This window comes from Herbidospora solisilvae (assembly GCF_009901565.1).
Taxonomy (GTDB): domain Bacteria; phylum Actinomycetota; class Actinomycetes; order Streptosporangiales; family Streptosporangiaceae; genus Herbidospora; species Herbidospora solisilvae.
Window position 1 is genome coordinate 280290 of record NZ_WXEW01000006.1, and the last position, 20464, is coordinate 300753.

The following is a 20464-nucleotide window of genomic DNA, read 5'->3' on the forward strand; positions in this document are numbered from 1 at the left end:
TAGTGACGGTGGACATTTCTGCACCGCCGGAGAATCCCAGGTCCTTCTTGGGGTAGCTGGCCTTGCATGAAGCAGATCACGACTGACATTCCCGCGCGGTTAGACCGACTGCCATGGTCGCGTTTCCACTGGCTCGTGCTGCTCGGGCTGGGCACCGTCTGGGTGCTCGACGGTCTCGAGGTCACCATCGTCGGAGTGATCGGGCCCCGGCTGACGAGTGACGCCGGCGGGCTGAACCTGACCGATTCCGAGGTGGGCCTCGCGGCGGGCATCTACGTGCTCGGCGCGTGCCTGGGCGCGCTCTTCTTCGGCCACCTGACCGACCGGTTCGGGCGGAAGAAGTTGTTCCTGGCGACACTGGCCCTCTACCTGGCCGCCACGGTGGCCACGGCGTTCTCGTTCGAGCCCTGGTACTTCTTCCTGTGCCGGTTCTTCACCGGCGCCGGAATCGGGGGTGAGTACGCCGCCATCAACTCGGCCATCGACGAGCTGATCCCGGCCCGGCTCCGGGGCCGCATCGACCTGATCATCAACGGTTCCTACTGGCTGGGCACGGTCTTCGGCGCGCTGGTGGCCATCCCGCTGCTCAACCCGGAGGTGCTGCCCGAGGACGTCGGGTGGCGTGTGCTGTTCGGGCTGGGCGCGATCCTGGGCATCGGCATCCTGCTGATCCGCAGGCTGGTGCCGGAGAGCCCGCGCTGGTTGTTCATCCACGGCAAGGACGAGGAGGCCGAGAGGATCGTCGCCGACATCGAGCGGTCGGTGCACCAGGAGCTGCCGAAGGCCGACCGGCAGATCACCGTCAACCAGCGGGACCACACCCCGCTGTCGGAGGTCGCGATGACGCTGGTGCGGCGTTATCCGCGGCGTACCGTCGTCGGGTTGTCGTTGTTCGTCGGCCAGGCGTTCCTGTACAACTCGATCTTCTTCACCTACGCCCTGGTGCTGGCCACCTTCTTCGGGGTGCCCGACGGCTCGACCCCCTGGTATCTGATCCCCATCGCGATCGGGAACTTCCTGGGGCCGCTGCTGCTGGGCCACTTCTTCGACTCGATCGGACGCCGTCCGTTGATCGCGGGCACCTACGTGCTGTCGGGCCTGTTGCTCGTCGGCACGGCCCTGCTGTTCGACGCCGGGGTCCTCAACGCGATGACGCTGACCGTCTGCTGGATGGTGGTCTTCTTCTTCGCCTCGGCGGGGGCCTCGTCGGCCTACCTGACGGTGTCGGAGATCTTCCCGATGGAGACGCGGGCGCTGGCGATCGCGTTGTTCTACGCGGTCGGCACCGGCCTCGGCGGCATCATCGGGCCGGTGCTGTTCGGCCGGCTGGTGGAGAGCGAGCAGGTCGGGCAGGTGACGGTGGGCTACCTGATCGGCGCGGGGCTGATGGTCGCGGCCGGTCTGGTGCAGTGGTTCCTGGGCGTCGAGGCGGCCCGGCGGTCCCTGGAGGACATCGCCGAGCCGCTCAGCGCTCAGACCATCGACCGCGCCCAGGCGTAGTCGGCCTTGCCGTTGGCATGCCGCCGGACCCGGTCGGCCCGGACGAACGCCTTCGGCACCTTGAACCCGGCGAGCCGAGCGGCGCACGCGCTCTTGAGCGTGGCGTCGTCCGGTTCCCCGGGTTCCCGCGTCTGTACGACGGCCACGACCTCCTGCCCCCACCGCTCGCTGGGCCGCCCGACCACCAGGGCGTCCACGACCCCCTCGACCTCGCGCAGGACGCCCTCCACCTCTTCCGCGAACACCTTCTCGCCCGCCGTGTTGATCACCGTGGCCTCGCGGCCGTGCAGGTCGACGGTGCCGTCCTCGCGCCAGACCGCCCGGTCGCCGGGGACGGCGTACCTGACCCCGTCCACCGTGCGGAAGGTGCGGGCGGTCTTCTCCGGGTCGCCGAGGTAGCCGAGCGGGATCGGGCCCGAGCGGGCCAGCCAGCCCTCCTCCGGGTCGCCGGGGGACAGGACGCGGGTCAGGTCGGCGCTCAGCACGACCGTCCACGGGCCCGCCTCGAACCTCCCGCCGTCCATGCGCACGGCCGAGTTGCCGGTCTCGGAGGAGCCGAGGGTGTCGACGGTCCGCACGCCCGGGATCAGCTCGGCCAGGCGGGCGCGCAGGGCCTCGCCCAGGAAGGCCCCGCTGGTGCCGATCATGCCGAGCCTCAGGTCGTACACCCGGTTCTGGAGCTCTTCCACCAGGGGGCGGGCGAAGGCGTCGCCGACGATGACGGTGCCGGTGACACGCTCGCGTTCCAGGGTGGCCAGCAGACTCGGGGCGTCGAAGCGGTCGACGCGGTCGGCGATGACGACCGTCGAGCCCAGGCACCAGCCGTTGAGGGTGAACCAGACTCCGGTGCCGTGCATGAGGGGCGCGGCGGGAAGGATGCGGCGGCGGCTGGCGGCGGCGTGCTCCACCAGGGCGGCCAGGGACGGGAACGGCGAGCCGTCCCTGCGGCGCACGCCCACCGGGCCGTCGAGCAGGTCGCCGATCCGCCAGACGACCCCCTTGGGCATGCCGGTCGTGCCGCCGGTGTAGATGATGTGGTGGTCGTCGGGCGAGGGGGTGGCCGGCACCGGTTCCGGCGACGCGGCGGCCAGCGCCTCCTCATAGGGGAGGGCTCCGGGCACCAGGGGGTGGCCTGTGTCGTCCGCGACCTGGAGCAGGAGGGCCGACGGCGGCGCCACCTTCGCGACGAGCGGCGCGAAGGCGGCGTGGAAGACCACGACGGCCGGTCCGGCGTCGGCGAACAGGTAGGCCAGTTCGTCGGCCGTGTAGCGGTAGTTGACGTTGAACGGGGTCACCCGGGCCTTGTGGGCGCCGAGCAGGGCCTCCAGGTATTCGGGGCCGTTGTGCAGGTAGACGGCCATCCGCGCGCCGGGGCCGAGCCCGCGCGCGTGCAGCAGGTTGCCCAGCCGCCGGGTGCGCTCGGTCGTCTCCCGCCACGAACAGCGCCGGTCGCGCCACACCAGGCACTCCCGCTCGGGAACCGCCGCCGCGATCGCCTCATGCAGCGTGGCCAGGTCGAACTGGGTCACCGCACGCCCTCCAGAACAATAGTCCAGAACAATCGTCGGCGACCATTCTCACACAAACCGCATGTGTGATTACTTTCGGTCGAATGGGTATGAATGCCATCGATGACCCACATAGGGCCATCAAAGCCACTTTCGGGGGAAAATATGGCTGAAATGCCTCAGAAGCGCCAGCCCAAGGTCTCGGGCAAGGCCAAGCGCGCCACCATCAAGGACCAGCGTGCGGCCAAGCAGGAGAAGCGCGAGGGCGGCGACGGCCGTCCCGAGCGTGAGGGCATGGGGGGCGGTTCGATGGGCAACCGCATGGGCGGTGGGGAGCGCCAGCAGCCGGGGCACTCCTCGCAGCAGCAGCATCAGCAGCGCCAGGGTGGTCAGCACCACTGACCCGCCTAGTGGGGGTCTGAGGTGAAGGCTCGGGGAAGGGGGCGACCCGTTCCCCGGGCCTGTTCCGCTTTCTCAGGGAGGGACGGATGGCGGGCTATCTGCGCTTTCCCACGATCTTCCGCGACGTGGTGGTGTTCGCCGCCGAAGACGACCTCTGGATGGTGCACGCCGACGGCGGCCGGGCCTTCCGGCTGACCGCCGGGGTCGCCGAGGCCGCCTACCCGCGCCTGTCCCCCGACGGCACCCAGATCGCCTTCGTCGGCCGCGAGGAGGGGCCCGAGGAGGTGTACGTCATGCCCGCCGACGGCGGCGCGGCCGAACGCCTCACCTTCCACGGCGCCGACTGCCAGGTCACCGGCTGGGACCCGCACGGCGCGATCGTCTACACCGGCGACGAGGGCCAGCCCTTCCACGGCTACCGCTGGCTGCACCGGGTCGTCCCGGGAGGCGTGCCGGAGCCGCTGCCGTACGGCCCCGCCTCCGCCATCACCTACGGCCCCGGCGGCATCGTGCTCGGCCGCAACACCTCCGACCCGGCCCGCTGGAAGCGCTACCGGGGCGGCACGGTCGGTGACCTGTGGATCGGCGCGCGCCGGTTCCGCCGCCTGATCGCCCTGCCGGGCAACCTCGCCTCGCCCTGCTGGGTGGGCGACCGCGTCTTCTTCCTGTCCGACCACGAGGGGGTCGGCAACGTCTACTCGTGCTCCCCCGACGGCGACGACCTGCGCCGGCACACCGACCACGGCGACTACTACGCCCGCAACCTGTCCTCCGACGGACGCCGGCTGGTCTACCACTGCGGCGCCGAACTGTTCCTGCTCGACCCCGGGGCCGACGAGCCGCGCCGCGTCGACGTGCGGCTCGGCAGCTCGCTGACCCAGCGCAACCGCCGGTTCGTGCCGGCGGCGGCCTACCTCGACAGCGCGACCCTCAGCCCCGACGGCTCCCGGCTGGCCGTCACGACGCGGGGCAAGGCCTTCTCCTTCGCCTGCTGGGAGGGGCCCGTGCTCCAGCACGGGGAGCCCGACGGCGTCCGCTACCGGTTCCTGACCTGGCTCGACGACGAGGGCGAACGGCTGGTCGCGGCGGCCAGCGACGACGGCGACCGCGAGGTGCTGGTCGTGTTGTCCCACGACGGCCCGGTCAGGCTCGACGACGCCGACACCGGCCGGATCACCGAGCTGGAGGTCTCCCCCAGGGGCGACCGGTTCGCCGTCACCAACCACCGCAACGAACTGCTGGTCGTCGAGCTGCACGACGACGGCGCGACGGTGACCGAGGTGGAGGCCAGCCCGTTCGGCGCCATCGAGGACCCGGCGTGGTCGCCCGACGGGACGTGGCTGGCGTACGCGTGCCCGGTCGCCCGGCAGACCACGATCATCAAGCTGTTCAACGCCGAGACCGGCGAGATCGCCCCCGCGACCGACCCCGTGCTGGTCGACCGGCGGCCCGCCTTCGACCCCGAGGGCCGCTACCTCTACTTCATCGGGCAGCGGGTGTTCAACCCGGTCTACGACGAGCTCCAGTTCGACCTGGGTTTCCCGATGGGCACCCGCCCCTACGCCGTGGCGCTGCGCGAGGGGGTCGGGTCGCCGTTCGTGCCCGAACCCCGGCCGCTCGACCACGAGGATCACGAGGAGCCCGACTTCGAGATCCACACCGACGGCCTGCCCCACCGGATCGTGGCCTTCCCCGTCGAGGAGAACCGCTACGAACGCGTCGCGGGCCTCAAGGGCAAGGTCATCTACACCACGACCCCGGTGGTCGGCGACCACGCCTCCACCCTCCACTGCTACGAGTTCGCCAAGCAGAAGGCCGAGGAGCTCGTCTCCGACGTGGCCGACTTCAGCCTCGGCCGCGACCACTCGACCCTGCTCTACCGGTCGGGCGACCGGCTGCGCGTGGTCAAGGCCGGGGAGTCGCCGTCGGAGGACGACGAGAGCGACCGCAACGACGGCTGGATCGACCTCGACCGCGTGAAGGTGTCGGTCGCGCCCGAGGCGGAGTGGCGGCAGATGTTCCGCGAGGCCTGGCGGCTCCAGCGCGAGAACTTCTGGGACGAGGACATGGCCGGCATCGACTGGGACGGCGTCTACGCCCGCTACCTGCCGCTGGTCGACCGGGTCGGCACCCGGGGCGAGTTCTCCGACCTGCTGTGGGAGCTGCTCGGCGAACTCGGCACCTCCCACGCCTTCGAGTCGGGCGGCGAGTACCGCGACCGCCCCCACTACTGGCAGGGCAAACTCGGCGTCGACTGGCTCTACGAGGACGGCCGCTACATCATCGGCCGCATCGTCACCGGCGACCCGTGGGACCCGCTCGCCACCTCGCCGCTCAACCGCCTCGGGGTGGACGCGGCCCCCGGCGACGTCGTCACCGCCATCAACGGGATGCCCGTCGGCCCCGACGCCTCACCCGGCCGGCTGCTGGTGAACCTCGCCGACGAGGAGGTCGAGCTGACCATCGAGCGCGACGACGAATACCACCTCGTGGTCGTCCGGGCCCTCTGCGACGAGCAGCCGGCCCGCTACCGCGACTGGGTCAACGGCAACCGCCGTCTCGTCCACGAGCACACGAACGGCCGCGTCGGCTACGTGCACGTCCCGGACATGGGCCCCGAGGGCTTCGCCGAGTTCCACCGGGGCTTCCTGACCGAATACGACCGCGAGGCCCTCATCGTCGACGTGCGGTTCAACGGCGGGGGGAACGTGTCGGCGCTGCTGCTGGAGAAGTTGTCGCGGCGGCGGCTCGGCTACGACTTCCCGCGCTGGGGCGTGCCCGCGCCCTACCCCGACGAGTCGCCGCGCGGGCCCATCGTGGGGCTCACGAACGAGTGGGCCGGGTCCGACGGAGACATCTTCTGCCACACCTTCAAGCTGCTCGGACTGGGCACCCTGGTCGGAAGGCGGACCTGGGGCGGGGTCGTCGGGGTCTGGCCCCGCCACCGCCTGGCCGACGGGACCTTGACCACGCAGCCCGAGTTCTCCTTCGCCTTCGACGACGTCGGCTGGCGGGTGGAGAACTACGGCGCCGACCCCGACGTGGAGGTCGACATCACCCCCCAGGAGTACGCGATGGGGGTCGACGCCCAGCTCGAACGGGCCGTCGAGATCGCCCTCGACCGCCTCGGCCGGACCCCCGCCCACACCGCCAACCCGGCCGACCGCCCCCGCCGGGTGGTGCCCACGCTGCCGCCCCGGGTGGCCGCCTGGCGGGAAAGCGACGATCGCCGTGGTCGGGGTCGGCTAGCGTAGGCCGGGTGCCGCGCCTGCTACTCGTATCCCTGCTCTTAGTGACCGCCTGTTCCGCCGCGCCCGGTGGCGACGCGGCCGTCGGGAGGACGACCGTCGTGAAGACGGCCGTCGAGAAGGCGGCCGCGGCGAAGACCACGGAGCTCGCGCCGAAGCCGGTCGGCGTGCCCTCCGGCGTCACGACCGGTTATGTCGTGTACGACCGGGTCCAGAAGAAGATCACAGTCAGCAGGAACCCCCACAAGCGCTTCCGGTCCGCCTCCGTCGTGAAGCTGATGATCGCGATCGACCACCTGGAGCGGGTGAAGAAGCCCGACCTGGCGCTGCTCAAGCCGATGTTGCGGGTCAGCGACGACGACGCGGCGACCCGGTTGTGGTCGCTCGGCGGCCAGGGGAAGATCATCCAGCGGGTGGCGAAGAAGCTCAGGCTGACCGACTCGGGCCCGCCCCCGGCCGGCAAGCCGGGCTTCTGGGGCTACACCGCGATCAGCGCGCTCGACATCGCCAAGGTCTACCGCTACATCCTCGAACAGGCCTCCCCCACGGTCCGGAACACGATCATGGGCCAGCTCCGGCAGGCCGGGCCGTGCGGCAGCGACGGCTTCGACCAGTACTTCGGCATCCCGCGCGGCGTCGCCCGGCCGTGGGCGGTGAAGCAGGGCTGGTCCGGCTACGGCACGGTCCCGCCGGTCCGCTGCAAGGGCAACGGCGCGGCCGCCTCCTACACGGCCCCGGCCCCCGTCGACTTCCGCAACGCGGTGCTCCACACGACCGGCGTCGTCGGCTCCGGTGACCGCTACATCGAGGTCATCCTGACCACGCAGACCTCCCGCTGGTCCGACTCCGTCACGAAGATCACCCGGCTGGCCCGGGACGTCCACCGGGCGGCCCTCACCCGATGAGACTGGGACGACGGGTCGCCGAGGCGGCCGAGATCGCGCTGGCGACCCGCAAATACGTGACGGTCGTCGACGTGCTGACGGGCCTGCGCTGGGTCCACCACCGCCACATCGAGAGCTGGCGGCAGGGCCGGGCGGGCTCCCTGGAGGAACTGGCCGCCGTCGACGCCGCCCGCATGACCGACGCGGCGGCGCTGCTGGCCGAATGGGCGGGCGACAAGGGCCTGATCGCCGGGGAGACCGTCTACGTCTCCGGCAGCCGCGACCGCTCGGCGCTGCGCTTCACCCGCGACGGCTCGGAGGAGCAGGAGCGGAACTTCCACCGGCAGTGGATCAGCCCCGCGATGTCCGAGGCGCGCCGCCGCCGCCTGACCGAGACCCAGAACCGCCCGCCCGACCTGCGGGTGCTGGTCCCCCAGGAGCCGTGGCGCTGCGCCGGCTGCCGCGACACCGGCCCCTACCTGATCATGGAAGACGCCTCTCCCCACTGCCTGACCTGCGCCGACATGGACCATCTGGTCATGCTCCCGGCCGGCAACGCGGCCCTCAGCCGCCGTGCCAAGAAGGAGAGCGGCCTGTCGGCCGTCGTCGTCGAGTACAACCCCCGCCGCAAGCGCTTCGAACGACGCGGCGTCCTGGTCGAGGAGGCCGCGCTCGCCCGCGCCGAGGAACTCTGCCTGGAGGACGAGGAACTCCGCGCCCGCCGCCGCGACCGCGACGCCGAACGCCGCGCCCACCAGGACGTCGAGTTCCAGGCCCGGATGGCGGCCGAGATCCTCCGCCTGTTCCCCGGCTGCCCGAGAGCCGACGAGATCGCCGCCCACGCGGCGGTGCGCGGCAGCGGCCGGGTGGGGCGCACGTCGGCGGCCAAGGTCCTCGACGAGTCGGCCATCACGCTGGCGGTGGTGGCCTCGGTCCGCCACAAGGACACGGCCTACGACGAACTGCTGATGAAGGGCGTGCCCCGGATGACGGCGCGGGCCCAGATCCGCGACCGGATCGACGCGGTCCTGGAGTCGTGGCGGGCCGCACCGGTTTAGCGCCGGACCCGGTCGAGCGCCTCTTCGGCCTCCGCTGCCAAGGCGGCGACGAGGTCCTCGGCCGAGGGCAGGTCGCCGATGAGGTCGACGGCCTCCCCGGCCCAGACGGCGGGCGGGACGGCGCCGCTCGCCATCTCGGCCCTGGCCGCCTGCCGGGTCTCCCCCGTGAGCTCGGCCTCCCGGCCGTGCCATCGGTCGATGTACGGGTGCGCGAGGCTGCGCCCGTCGTACTTCTCCGGCCAGTCGACTCCCTTGACGATGTCGAGCACGCTGCTGCGCGCGGTCTGCCCGCCCTGGCTCTCGACGATGGCCTTGCTGATCGCGGAGTCGACGATCGCCTCGGCGGTGGCCTGGAAGCGGGTGCCCAGCAGTGCCCCGGCCGCCCCGAGCACCAGCGCGGCCGCCACCCCGCGCCCGTCGGCGATCCCCCCGGCGGCCAGCACCGGCGTGTCGCCCGCCATGTCGACCACGGTGGGCACGAACGGCAACGTCGAGCGGCCCTTCCGCGCGCCGTGGCCGCCGCTCTCGGTGCCCTGGACCACGATGACGTCGGCCCCGGCGTCCAAGGCCTGCCTGGCCTCGGTCAGGTCGGTGACCTGGATCATCAGCAGCGCCCCGGCCCGCCTGATGGGCTGCAGGAACGGGGTCGGGTCGCCGAACGACAGCAGCACCGCCGCCGGGCCGAACTCCAGGGCGTACTCGACCCCGGCCACGTCGGCCGCCCAGCACACGAACCCGACGCCCCATGGTTCCCGGGTGCTGTGGGCGACGATCGGCAACTCCCGTTCGAGCCAGTCGCGAACGCCGAATCCGCCGCCCACGAACCCGAACCCGCCGCCGCGCGAGACGGCCGCCGCCAACTCCCCACCGGCCGAGAAGGCCATCGGCGCGGACACGATCGGCTGCCGCACCCCGACCAACCTGGTGAAACTCGTCGTCAATGCCATGTGATCATCATGACCCGGCCGGCCTACGAGCCGCCGGGCCGCCACCCCAAGGCCGGACCGAGTCTCGTCGCGATGTCGGTGAGGATCTGGACGTAGTCGTCGTGATCGAAGGTGAACGGCAGCGCGAATGCGACCTCGTCGACCTCCCGGTAGGCGGCGTGGGCGTGCAGGCGCTCGGCGATCTCGTCGGAGGTCCCGACGAGGTCGGGCGCGAACATCATGCGGGCCGGCCCCTGGGGCGACGCGGTCCGGGGCAGGCGCTTCTGGGCGAACTCCAGGTATTTGGCCCGCTGCTCCGGGGTCGCGGAGTCGGTCGGGACGACGACGAGCCCTTGGGAGACACGTGCGCGGTCGCCGTCGGGGTGGGCGGCCCGGAAGGCGCGGATGTGCGACAGTTGCACCTCGGCGAAGTCCTCCGACTCCTCGGCCTTGACCACGCTGCTGGTCAGGAAGTTCATCCCGTTCTCCCCGGCCCACCGGGCCGACCCGAGGCTGGCGCCGCCGTACCAGAGCCGCTTCCCCAGGCCGGGAGAGTGGGGCTGCACCCGGTCGGAGAACACCTCGAACCCGTCGACGCCGCTGAAGCCGGTGACCTTCTCCCCGCGCACGAAGCCGAGCAGCCGCCTGACCCGCTCGTAACTGAAATCCTCGGTGTCGGCGCTGGCCGGGTAGAGCGCGTCCTTGACCTCGTCGTAGCGCATCGGCGGCCCGACGCTGACGCCTGGGTTGAGGCGCCCGCCCGACAGCACGTCGAGGGTCGCCAGGTCTTCGGCCAGCCGCAGCGGGTTCTCCCAGCCCAGCGGGATGACGGCCGTGCCGAGCTCGATGCGGCTGGTCCGCTGGGAGGCCGCCGCCAGCACGGCGACCGGCGAGGAGATGCCGTACTGGAAGTGGCGGTGCCGGACCCAGACGCTGTCGAAGCCCAGGCGCTCGCCCAGTTCGATGATCTCCAGCGTCGACTCGTGGCCCCGGCGCGGGTCGGCCTCGTCGAACAGGCCGATGGTGAGAAAACCCAGCTTGCGCAGAGGTCGCGAGGTCAACGGACACCCCCAGTGGCACGGTAGGAGACCATCCTCCCAGGACCCGTCGGCGTGCTCACTCCGGGGCGGTGTAGCGCTCCTCGACCATGCCCAGTCGTCAGGAGAGCTGCCGTCGGATCTCCGTCAGGGGTTCAGAAGACGTACCTGATCGCTCCCTGCACGCCGGTCGGCGCGAATGCGCCCCGCGAGCGCATCGCTTCCAGCTCCCCCTTCCACGTCTCCTCCCTGCCGTCGACGTAGGCGTAGTGGTCGAAGACGACCCGGAGGGCGATCTCGTCAGGTAGTCGCGGATCTCCTCTGCGGAGCGCCAGGTCATCGGTCCTTCAGGGAGGTGATCGCGCCGCCGAGGCGGTCGGCCAGGTGGGTGATGGCGGAGACGGTCCGGGTCGTCGGGTCGTCGTCCTCGCCGCCCATCGCCTTCGCCCTGCGGTAGGCCGCCTTGACCTCCTCCCACCGGACCTTCTGCTCGTCCGTCAGCACCCCCCGCAGCTCCGCCAGCTTCAGCAGGTTCGCCTCCGCCCCGGAGGTGAGGGTCTGGGCCTCCCCCAGGTAGTGGTCGTCGATGATCGCTTCCAGCTCGGCGTCCGACAGCACCGGCACCACCCGCTGGGCGAGCTTGTTCATGTTCCGGTACGACCCCTGCAACAAGAAGGGAGGTTCGGTCCGGCCGGCGTCGGATTGGGCGGCGGAGGCGATGTAGGCGCGGTTGTTGGCCAGCACCACCTCCTGCAGCCGCAGCATCTTCCGCAGCACGCTGAGGATCTGGTCGAGCTCCACCGTGCTGTACGGATGGGACAGCTGGTCGGCGCTGCCCTCGCCGCGCGCCAGCCGCACCAGCTTCTCGACCTCCCCGTGGTCGGACACGGGGGCCAGCACGGAGTTGGCCGTCAGGGCGTTCTCGATGTAGCTCAGCGCGAACAGGTCGTCCTTGCCGCTCAGCACCTCGCCCAGGTTCCACACGTCGGCCCGGTTGGCCAGCATGTCGGGCACCCGGAACACCTGCCCCGACTCGGTGTACGGGTTGCCGGCCATGCAGACCGCGAATCGTTTGCCCCGCAGGTCATACGTCCGGGCCGTCCCGTTCCACACGCCCTCCATCCGCCGCTGCGCGTCGCACAACGAGATGAACTTCTGCAGCAGCTCAGGCGAGGTGTGCTGGATGTCGTCCAGGTAGAGCAGCACGTTGCTGCCCATCTCCAGGGCGAACGAGATCTTCTCCACCTCCGACCGCGACGTCGCGTCGGGCGCGTCGGCGGGGTCGACGGAGGTCACCTCGTGTCCGAGGGCGGGGCCGTTGACCTTGACGAACACCAGGCCCAGGCGGCTGGCGACGTACTCCATCAAAGTCGTCTTGCCATACCCGGGCGGGGAGATCAGCAGCAGCAATCCCATCCCGTGGTCGAGCTGCTTGGCCAGGTTGTCGCCGATCAGCGGCAGGTACACCTGGTCGATCAAGGCGTTCCGGACGAAGGAGTCCATGACCTTGGGGCGGTATTCGTCCAGGCGCAGGCGTTTCTTCTCCGCGGCGACCAGTTCGGCGCGGCGGCGCTGGTAGTCCCGGTAGGCCGGGACCCGCTCCGCCCGGAAGATCCGGGTGCGGGCCAGGAACTCGTCGAGCCGGATCTTCATCGACCGGCCCTGGATGCGTGGATGCGCGCCGAGCAGTCCTTCGACGACGCCGTCCAACGTGGCGGCCGACTCGTAGCGCGGCAGGTCGCACAGCAGGAGCGAGACGACTTCCGGCGAGACCTCACCCTTGCCGAAAGCGGCCAGCCAGGCCCGCGCGAGCTGGATGCGGGCGGGCAGATCGAGTGTCGACAGTTCGGCGGTGAACGCGGCGAAGCGTTCGGGGCCGAGGGCTTCGCGGAAGGCGTCGAGGAAGGACCGGGCCGCCGTGGAGGTGACGAATCCCGCAGGGGCGGCGGCGAGTTCCTCGATCAGGTAGTCGGCGGCGAGGGAGGCGGGCCCGTCGAGACAACCGTGGGCCTCGATCGCCGAAGCGAGCTCCTCGGCCAGTGCGTTGAGCGCCTCGGTGCCGCCGCCGAACAGTTCCCTGGCCCGGGTGAGGGACTGGGCCCTGATCTCCCAGGTCGCCGAGGGGTTGCCGTGCGCCCAGAAGAACTGCGCCGTCGCACGCGCCGACGGCAGGTGGCGCAGCAGGCCGGCGGCGGCGTGCAGCCGGGTGACGACGTCGAGGATGCGCACGGTGTCGTGGTCGTGCACGCCCCGCTCGTAGCCCTCGTCGTACCGTGAATCCGCCGCCCGGCGGACCGCCTCGGCCACGTCGCCCTCGACGGGGAACAACGACGCCGCCAGGTATTCGGCCCGGTAGACCTCCGTCGTCTCCGACACGAGCAGTTGGTCCCAGAAGGGCCGGGTGTCGTCGAAGCCGGTGACGGGGGCGCGGTAGTCGGTGCCGGTGACGGCGAACGACAACGCGCCCTCGTGGGGCACCAGGGTGAGGTCGAGCGGCTGGGTGTTGACGGCGAAGCGGTGGCGGCCCAGTTTCACGGTGTCGCCGTCGAACAGGTCGGTGCGGTCCCGCAGGGCGCGGCCGGCCTCCTGGCGGGCGGCGCGCACCCGGCCGTCGAGTTCGTCGGCGCGCACGGAGTCGCCGAGTTCCCGCAGGTCGGCGGCGACCGCGCGGAGCTTGGCCACCATCGGGTCGGCGGCGAAGTAGGCGTTGACCTCGTCCAGGGAGGCCAGCGTCGAGGAGCGGCGGCGGACGGTGCCGAGGATGCGGTCGGCCGACTCGGCGAGCCGGTCGGCGCGCCGCGCGCGGTCGTCGAGGAGGGTCTGCTTGCGGGCCGAGAACGCCTCGTAGACCTCCTCGCGTTTGCGTTCGAGCTGCGCGAGGAAGTCGTCGAACTCGCCGAAACGCGACTCCAGGCCTTCGATCTGGAGCAGCAGGCGGCCCAGGCGCTCGTCGCACTTCTCGGGGCTGTCGGCGCCGGTCAGCCCGGCCGTCACGGCCTGGCCGAGCAGGCCGAACTCGGCGGCGAACTCGGCCCGGCCCTCGGCGGCGAGGAGTTCCCTCCGTCGTGCGTCGAGGGTGGCGCGCACGCGGTTGATCTCGGCGAGCACCGCGCCGACCTTCTCCAGGATGACGGTGCGGGCGGTCGCCTCGACCTCCAGCGTGCCGACCACCTCGATCAGCGTCTCAAGGCCGTCGGACTGGGCGGCCAGCCGTTCCGACAGCGGCGCCGCCTCGGCCACGGTCGCGATCGCCTCGGCCTCCTCCGCGAGCGCGGACACCGTGGCGTGGAAGCCGGCGAACGCGTCGTCGCGCTGCAGGTCGGCGACCACTTGGGCGGCGGTCTCCGTGACCTGCTGCCCGACGGCCGAGGCGAGCGCGTCGAGGGCCGGGAGGTCGGCGTACCGGCGCTCGCGCAGTGTCACCAGGTGGCCCTGGGTCTGCCGCAGTTCGGCCAGCCGGGCGACGCCGGTCGAGCGGATCGTGGTGAAACGCTCGTGCGCCTCGGCCACCGCCTGGGCGGCGTCCTCGGTGAGGCGCTGCACGTTCTCGAACTCGTCGAGCACCTGCTCGGCCGTCGCCCGCAGGGCGGCCAGCGGCTCGGCCAGGTCGTGGTCGCCGAGCCAGTGGTAGGCGTCGGAGATGCGGTCGCAGGCGGCGATCAGCGCCTCGAAGACGGCCTGCGCGGGCGCCATCTCGCCGACCATCCGCGCCACGGACAGGCAGTCGGAGACGCCCCTGACCAGCTCGCCGTTGCCGATGCGCTCCAGCGGGCCGGTGCCGACCGGGGTGGCCGACTCGACCGCGAACGGGGTGTCCCACACCTGCATCGGGTGCACCCGCGACGGCTCGTCGGAGGTGCCCCGGAACACCACCAGCGTGCCGTCGTCGAACAACGAGTAGCCGTGGCAGGGCAGCGGGTTGGCGACCTCCTTGCGGATCACGTTGTACGGAAGCAGGAGGTAACGCCCCTCCTCCCGCGCGTGGAAGACGTAGAGCACGTCCTCCTCGCCCCGGATGACCCGCTCGAACTCCAGCGCGGCCACGTCGGTCTCGAACGTCTTGGCCACGCCGGTCGTCAGGTAGTAGCCGCCGGGGAAGATGACGCCCTGGTCCTCGGGCAGCCGCTGGCAGGCCTGCCCGATCCCATCCAGCCTGGTCACGCTCTTGGTACGGGTGTTGAAGACCAGGTAGCGCCAGTCGGTCTCCTTGTAGGGCCGGATCTTGAGCAGGATCAGCGGCCCGACCCGCGCGTGGAACACGTCGGCGTCGGCGAGGCTCTGCAGCCGCTCGGCGACCGGTTCGGAGTAGACGCCCTCCCCCGACTCGGTGTTGTTCTCGACCTTGATGGTCAGGTCGCCGCCGACGGTCTCGACGAACAACTCGCCACCGATGGAGATGTGCGGGTGCCGCCCGAGCACGTGGTCGTCGCGGGTCGTCTCGACCCACTCGAAGTCGTGGGAGGGCGGCAGGACGTGGTCGCGCTCGCCCCGCGAGTCGAGATAGGACAACACGCCGTCGGTGGTCATCGTCCAGCGCAGCACCCGGATGTCCTGCGGCCCGGTCTGGAAGATCGCCAGGAGCTTGCCCTCGATCTTCCGCAGCTGCAGCAGCCGGGTGTCCTTGTAGTAGCGGTAGAGCTCGCCGAAGTCCTTCTCGAAGGCCGGGTCGCCGAACACGCTCTCCGAGTTGGAGAAGGTGAACGCGTCGCCGTCGCGCGAGAAGTGGTGGAAGGAGAACACGTCGGAGACGCTGGTCTGCGGGCGCAGACCGATGAACACGTTGTAGCCGAAGATCATGGTGTCGCCGGCGGAGACCACGTCCCGGGGCACGCAGTTGTTCTCGGTACGGATGCGCTCGGTCCCCACCAGCCGCATCTCCGAGCCGCCGAACACCGCCAGGCGCCGGGTGTTGAGCTCCTCGGCCCGGCCGGCCAGCTCCTTGGCCTGCTCGGCCAGCCGGGCGCGGAGGATCTCGTAGGTGCCGGCGTCGAGTCCCGTCACTTCTCGGCCGGGGTGATCGCCGGGCCGCCGCCGTTCTTCATCAGGGTGGCGAGGAACGCCGACACGGTCATGTCACGCACGGCGCCCGAGTCGACCCCGGACACGATCTTGGCGAGGTCGGCGCTGAGGCTGGCGTCGCCGTTCAGGTAGGGCTCGGCGAGGGTGCGGGCCACCTCGGAGTTCTCGACGAAGCCGTCGATGCTCTTGCCCATGGTGACCGCGCCGACGAGCTTGTCGAAGAAGACGCTGTCGCCGCCGACGATGTCGATGTTGGCCTTCGACAGACCGGCCGACAGGACCTCGGCCTGCGCCTCGGCGACCCTGCGGTGCACCTCGACCCCGGCCAGGCGGATCTCCTTCTCGGCCTCCAGCCGCAGGCGGTACTCCTCGTGGACGCGGCTCGCGTCCGACATCGCGGCCAGCGCGGCGGCCTTCTCGGTGAGACCCTCGGCCTCGGCCTTCAGCTTCTCCCCGACCATCATCGCGGCGGCCACGGCCTTGGCCTGCTCGCCGTCGGCCTCGGCCTTCAGCCGCTCGCGGGTGCCCTCGGCCGACGCCAGGGCCTTCTCGCGCTCGACGATCGCCTCGGCCTTGCCGACCTTCTCGATCGCGGCGGCTTCGCGCTCCTTGACCTGAACTTCGGCCAGGCCGGTCGCGGCGGCCTCGGCCTGCACGCCCTCGGCGAGACGGATCTTGGCGCGGGCGTCGAGCTCGGCGGCCTGCTGGCGCGACTCGGCCAGCACCAGCGCCTCCCGCGCCTTGAACTTGGACGCGGCCTCGGCGGCCTCGGCGGCCTTGATGTCCTTGACCAGGTTCTCCTGCGCCTCGGCCTCGGCGGCGATGATGACCGACTGGCGGGTGCGCTCGGCCTCCTCGATGACGCGCAGGCGCTTGATCTGCTCCTCCTGCTCGGCCACCGTCTTCTCGACCGCGATGCGCTCGCGCATGACCTCGGCGATCGAGCGCTTCTCGACCTCGAGCTCCTTCTCCTTGGCGATGCGCGACAGTTCGGTCTCCCGCTCGCGGGCGATGACCTCCAGCAGGCGGTCCTTCTCGATCCGCTCGCTCTCGATGGCGATCACGCGCTCGCGGTTCTTCTCGGCGACGGCGACCTCGCGGGCCTTGTTCTCGCTCTGGACGCCGATCTGCTCGTCGGTCTTGATGGCCGCGGCCTGGGCCTTGAGGCGCTCCTCGGCGCGCACCCGGGAGATCTCCGCCTCCTCGCGGGCCCGCATGGTCTCGACCTCGCGCTTCTGCTTGATCTCGGCGTCGGCCTGGCGGCGCTCCAGTTCGAGGATGGCCTCCCGGGCGTCGACGTTCTGCCGGGTGATCTCCTTCTCCTCGTTGCGCTGGAACTCGTTGGTCCGCACGTGCTCGATCGCGGTCAGCTCGGTGATCTTGCGGATGCCCTGGGCGTCGAGGATGTTGGCCGGGTCGAGCTTGGACAGCGGGGTCTGCTCCAGGTAGTCGATGGCCGCGTCCTCCAGCGAGTAGCCGTTGAGGTCGGTGCCGATGACGCGGATGATCTGGTCACGGAACTCGTCGCGCTGGGTGTAGAGGTCGACGAAGTCGAGCTGCTTGCCGACGGTCTTGAGCGCCTCGGAGAACTTGGCGTTGAACAGGGCCTGGAGGGTCGACTCGTCGCTGGCGCGGGCGGTGCCGATGGCCTGGGCGACCTTCACGACGTCCTCGGCGGTCTTGTTGACCCGCACGAAGAAGGTGATCTTGATGTCGGCGCGGATGTTGTCACGGCAGATCAGGCCCTCGTGGCCCGATCGCTCGATCTCGATGGTCTTCACCGAGATGTCCATGAACTCGGCCTTGTGCAGCACCGGTAAGACCACGGCGCCGGTGAAGGTGACGTCGACCCGGCGCACCTTCGACACGATCAGGGCCTTGCCCTGCTCGACCTTGCGGAACAACCGGCTGATCACGATCACCAGCGCGATGACGACGATCAGCACGACCGCGATGAGTATGCCGGCTCCCGCCGAGATGACGTCCATGAACTACAGGCCCCCTTCGTAAGGCATGACCCAGAAGAACTCGCCTTCCGCGTCATATTGGAAGATCAGCGCGGCCCCGCCCGCGCGGAAGACGTCGGCGCCGGTCTGGCGCACCTGGATGACCGAGGTCGAGCCGTCGACGGCGCGGATCTCGGCCTGACCGAAGTCGGTGGAGACCGACTGGGTCCTGATGACGCAGATCCGCCCGACGAAGTCGTGCCGTGAGGGCACCTTCTCGGGCGCGGGCGTGAGGCGGCGTACCAGGAACGCGGCCCCGAGGCCCAGAACGAGCGCGGCGGCCAGGACCACCCAGCCGAGCGCGGGCAACACCACGGATCCGGCCAGCGCGGCGAACCAGCCGGCGGCCACGAACCCCGAGACCTCGCCCGCGGGCAGACCGTCGAGGTCGACCACGCCGAAGGCCACGAGCAGCCAGAACCCGATGACGACGATCAGCGCGAAGCTGAACAGGACAGCCGGGAAACCTAATGCGGCGTCCAGGAAATCGCGCAACTTCTATCCCCTTTACGGCATTTGTGCCGCCCCCTCTTGCAAACGTGGAATCTATCAGCGGGGTTCCGCAGGGAATAGGGTCATTTATGCCGTACGCCCCTGCCGCGCGACGGCCCAAATCCCCAACGCCGCCAGCGCGGCGATCTCCGTGAACACCAGCCCGCGCTCGACCGCTCCGAGCCCGACCGGCATGGCCCGCCACCAGGGGATCCCGTCGCGCGCGGCGGTGTAGCCGACCATGGCGATCCCGGCGATCCACACCACGGCCCCGAACCCGAGCGCCGCCGCCACCCTCGCCATCGGGTCGCGCCACGGCCGGGCCAGCAGCAGCACGGCCACCGGCAGGCAGACGAACGCCACCACACTGCCGACGCGGTGGACCGACCCGGAGAACGACGGCCCGACGGACCAGTCGTGCTTGGGGAAGGTCGCCACGATCAGCAGCCCGAGGCTCCACCCGGCCAGGGCCACGAGCCCCAGCGGCCGGGCCCGGCGCTGCGCGACCAGGGTCGCCCCGATGCCCAGCGACCCGAGCGCGATCAGGGCGACCGAGACGCCGAACAACCAGGCGTGCTCGCCGAGCTGGTGTTCGCTGATCGTCCGGCGGGCCAGGTCGATGCCCGAGGAGAACTCAAGGGTCAGGATGGCGGCCGCGGCCACGGTGATGGCACCGAGACCGGCCTGGGCGGGAACGCGCATGCTCTCTAAAATGCCACCATGCTCGTGGTGCAGCGGGTGCTGACTCGCTGGGACAAGGCCGGTCGCGGTGCGGCCGCGGCCACGCTGCGGGGGTCGCTGCCGGATCGGGTGCCGCTGCCGGCCTGCACGGGAGACGCCGTCTTCCACGACGTGACGCTCTCACCACGCGCCGAGACGCTCCGGGAGCTGACCCTGCCCGCGACGGTGGCCGGCCTGCGCATCCATCCCGGCGGCCGGGTGTCCCGGGCCCCCGTGCCCGCCTCCCATCCCCGCGACCGGCGGCCGGTCGACCTGTTCACCCTGGCCCCCGGCCAGCGGGCGCGCTACCGGGCCAACTTCCGCTTCAGCGGTTACAGCCTGGAGTGGTACTACGAACAGTGGACGGTCACGCTCGCCCACGACGTCGGCCTGGAGGGCGGATTCGACCACGAGGTCGACGACCGGGTCAGGCTCTATCCCTGAGGGTCTTCAGGGCGCGGTCGGCGTGGTCGGTCATCACGACCTCGTTGTGGATCACGTCGACGACCCGGAAGTCGGTGTCGATGACGAAGGTGACCCGCCGGGTGACGAACGGCCCGACGGCGACCGAACGGCGTACCCCCATCTGCTTGGCGACCAGACCCTCCTCGTCGGACAGCAGGGGGAAGTCGAGCCGGTTGCCCTCGGCGAACATCTTCTGCCGTTTCACCTTGTCCTTGCTGATCCCGACGCGGACCGCTCCAACGGATGTGAATTCGGCGGCCAGGTCACGGAAGTGACAGGTCTCGGTGGTGCACCCGGACGTCATCGCCGCCGGATAGAAGAAGAGCACCACAGGCCCTTCCTTGAGGAACTCGCTCAGGCGACGGGTCTCCCCGTTCTCGTCCGGAAGCGCGAAGTCCGCGACGAGTTCACCGATTTTCATGCGTCACTTTCTACCAGTGCGGGGTGTCGGGAATCATCTGCCCGCACCACCACATCCGCCCAATCCTGCGGCCGGACCTCCTCGGCGTATCGGTCGAAGGCGGGCAACGTCCATTTCTCCTCGGTACGCCGTTCCAGCGCCTTCTTCGACAGGTTCAGATGGATCGAGAAGTCGATCGGCAACCCCTGCCCGAGGAGCAGCGGCCCGTCGAGGACGACGACGGCGTTCTCCGGGAGCACCTGGTAGGGCGCGCGGGTGGCCCGGTCTCTGACCGGGTCCCACAACGAGGGGATGACCCGGCCGGTGCCGCCGGGTTCGAGCGGCTGGAGGACCTCCCGCGTCAGGCCCTTCACGTCGAGCCAGCCGTCGTAGTAGGAGTCGGGGTCCTGCCGGCCGAACTCGTAGCGGAGCGAGGCGGCTCTGAGGAAGTCGCGGGCCGACACCCTGAGGACGTGGCGGCGGACCCGCAGCCGCTCGGCGATCTTGTCGGCCAGTTCCCACGGCCGGGCCGCGTCGGCGCCGTCGACGGCCACCCGCACCCAGCCGGGCCGTTCCGAGATCGTCTCGGCCAGTTCCGTGACGAGTCCCTCGACGGAGACCGGACGTACACCCACCAGACCATCATGCCCTGCTGACAAGATGGGGGCAGTGCCCCCATGTACGGGGGGCAGCGCCCCCCAATACTGCTGAACGTGAGCGATTCGGCCGACCTTCCGCAGTTCCCCGGTGTCCTGGACACCGTGCGCGCCTGGCTCTCCTCCGCCGATCCCCGGCCGCT

General features: G+C 70.8%; 15 protein-coding genes. 6 read left to right on the forward strand and 9 right to left on the reverse strand.

All coding sequences use genetic code 11. From position 1 onward, the window contains the following. The first annotated feature begins 135 nt into the window (after positions 1 to 135). Entirely contained in the window at positions 136 to 1500 is a 1365-nt protein-coding gene (locus tag GT755_RS21335; protein WP_328794445.1) for an MFS transporter, read from the forward strand. On the opposite strand, the gene GT755_RS21340 is transcribed toward GT755_RS21335, so the two are convergent. After that, positions 1473 to 3029: an AMP-binding protein gene (locus tag GT755_RS21340; RefSeq protein WP_161481430.1), complete on the reverse strand. Its 1557-nt coding sequence runs from the start codon at positions 3027 to 3029 to the stop codon at positions 1473 to 1475. The genes GT755_RS21335 and GT755_RS21340 overlap by 28 nt on opposite strands. Before the next feature lie 153 nt (positions 3030 to 3182). Between GT755_RS21340 and GT755_RS21345 the strand changes: the two genes are divergently transcribed. The 4 genes from GT755_RS21345 (at position 3183) to GT755_RS21360 (ending at position 8600) form a co-directional block, all read left to right on the forward strand. Next, entirely contained in the window at positions 3183 to 3410 is a 228-nt protein-coding gene (locus GT755_RS21345) for a hypothetical protein (RefSeq protein ID WP_030451064.1), read from the forward strand. Positions 3411 to 3496: 86 nt separating this feature from the next. Then, positions 3497 to 6664 (forward strand): S41 family peptidase, encoded by a 3168-nt coding sequence (locus GT755_RS21350; protein WP_161481431.1) that lies wholly within the window; start codon positions 3497 to 3499, stop codon positions 6662 to 6664. A 38-nt stretch (positions 6665 to 6702) separates the two neighbouring features. Continuing rightward, positions 6703 to 7563, forward strand: coding sequence for a D-alanyl-D-alanine carboxypeptidase family protein (locus GT755_RS21355; protein ID WP_161481432.1), 861 nt, complete (start codon positions 6703 to 6705; stop codon positions 7561 to 7563). Further along, positions 7560 to 8600, forward strand: coding sequence for a DUF2293 domain-containing protein (locus GT755_RS21360; RefSeq protein ID WP_161481433.1), 1041 nt, complete (start codon positions 7560 to 7562; stop codon positions 8598 to 8600). Before GT755_RS21355 ends, GT755_RS21360 begins: the two co-directional genes overlap by 4 nt. On the opposite strand, the gene GT755_RS21365 is transcribed toward GT755_RS21360, so the two are convergent. The 6 genes from GT755_RS21365 to GT755_RS21390 form a co-directional block, all read right to left on the reverse strand. Then, a complete protein-coding gene (locus GT755_RS21365) occupies positions 8597 to 9547 on the reverse strand; it encodes a nitronate monooxygenase (RefSeq protein WP_161481434.1) in 951 nt (316 codons plus the stop codon). The two genes, GT755_RS21360 and GT755_RS21365, sit on opposite strands and share 4 nt — an antisense overlap. A gap of 23 nt (positions 9548 to 9570) precedes the next feature. Next, positions 9571 to 10587 carry an LLM class flavin-dependent oxidoreductase gene (locus tag GT755_RS21370; RefSeq protein ID WP_161481435.1) on the reverse strand — a complete coding sequence of 339 codons (1017 nt, stop codon included), beginning with the start codon at positions 10585 to 10587 and terminating at the stop codon, positions 9571 to 9573. Positions 10588 to 10899: 312 nt separating this feature from the next. Continuing rightward, on the reverse strand, positions 10900 to 15564 hold the full coding sequence (locus GT755_RS21375) for a DNA repair ATPase (protein ID WP_161481436.1): 4665 nt from the start codon (positions 15562 to 15564) through the stop codon (positions 10900 to 10902). Beyond that, positions 15561 to 17570 carry a flotillin family protein gene (locus tag GT755_RS21380; protein WP_161481437.1) on the reverse strand — a complete coding sequence of 670 codons (2010 nt, stop codon included), beginning with the start codon at positions 17568 to 17570 and terminating at the stop codon, positions 15561 to 15563. The genes GT755_RS21375 and GT755_RS21380 overlap by 4 nt, the downstream gene beginning before the upstream one ends. A 3-nt stretch (positions 17571 to 17573) precedes the next feature. Next, positions 17574 to 18083, reverse strand: coding sequence for a hypothetical protein (locus tag GT755_RS21385; protein WP_161481438.1), 510 nt, complete (start codon positions 18081 to 18083; stop codon positions 17574 to 17576). 84 nt (positions 18084 to 18167) lie between these two features. Beyond that, on the reverse strand, positions 18168 to 18782 hold the full coding sequence (locus GT755_RS21390; RefSeq protein ID WP_161481439.1) for a DUF998 domain-containing protein: 615 nt from the start codon (positions 18780 to 18782) through the stop codon (positions 18168 to 18170). A gap of 18 nt (positions 18783 to 18800) precedes the next feature. On the opposite strand from GT755_RS21390, the gene GT755_RS21395 reads away from it, so the two are divergent. Further along, positions 18801 to 19244 carry a hypothetical protein gene (locus GT755_RS21395; RefSeq protein ID WP_161481440.1) on the forward strand — a complete coding sequence of 148 codons (444 nt, stop codon included), beginning with the start codon at positions 18801 to 18803 and terminating at the stop codon, positions 19242 to 19244. On the opposite strand, the gene GT755_RS21400 is transcribed toward GT755_RS21395, so the two are convergent. Further along, entirely contained in the window at positions 19228 to 19686 is a 459-nt protein-coding gene (locus GT755_RS21400) for a peroxiredoxin (protein ID WP_161481441.1), read from the reverse strand. The two genes, GT755_RS21395 and GT755_RS21400, sit on opposite strands and share 17 nt — an antisense overlap. After that, complete coding sequence (locus GT755_RS21405; protein WP_161481442.1) at positions 19683 to 20300, reverse strand: nucleoside/nucleotide kinase family protein; 618 nt, start codon at positions 20298 to 20300, stop codon at positions 19683 to 19685. The genes GT755_RS21400 and GT755_RS21405 overlap by 4 nt, the downstream gene beginning before the upstream one ends. Positions 20301 to 20464: the final 164 nt, after the last annotated feature.

What these genes read in the sequence shown, in the direction of transcription:
- GT755_RS21345 (WP_030451064.1), top strand. Translation starts at nt 3,183, where the DNA reads ATGCCTCAGAAGCGCCAGCCCAAGGTCTCGGGCAAGGCCAAGCGCGCC.
- GT755_RS21350 (WP_161481431.1), top strand. Translation starts at nt 3,497, where the DNA reads ATGGCGGGCTATCTGCGCTTTCCCACGATCTTCCGCGACGTGGTGGTG.
- GT755_RS21360 (WP_161481433.1), top strand. Translation starts at nt 7,560, where the DNA reads ATGAGACTGGGACGACGGGTCGCCGAGGCGGCCGAGATCGCGCTGGCG.
- GT755_RS21365 (WP_161481434.1), bottom strand. Translation starts at nt 9,547, where the DNA reads ATGGCATTGACGACGAGTTTCACCAGGTTGGTCGGGGTGCGGCAGCCG.
- GT755_RS21380 (WP_161481437.1), bottom strand. Translation starts at nt 17,570, where the DNA reads ATGGACGTCATCTCGGCGGGAGCCGGCATACTCATCGCGGTCGTGCTG.
- GT755_RS21390 (WP_161481439.1), bottom strand. Translation starts at nt 18,782, where the DNA reads ATGCGCGTTCCCGCCCAGGCCGGTCTCGGTGCCATCACCGTGGCCGCG.
- GT755_RS21395 (WP_161481440.1), top strand. Translation starts at nt 18,801, where the DNA reads ATGCTCGTGGTGCAGCGGGTGCTGACTCGCTGGGACAAGGCCGGTCGC.
- GT755_RS21400 (WP_161481441.1), bottom strand. Translation starts at nt 19,686, where the DNA reads ATGAAAATCGGTGAACTCGTCGCGGACTTCGCGCTTCCGGACGAGAAC.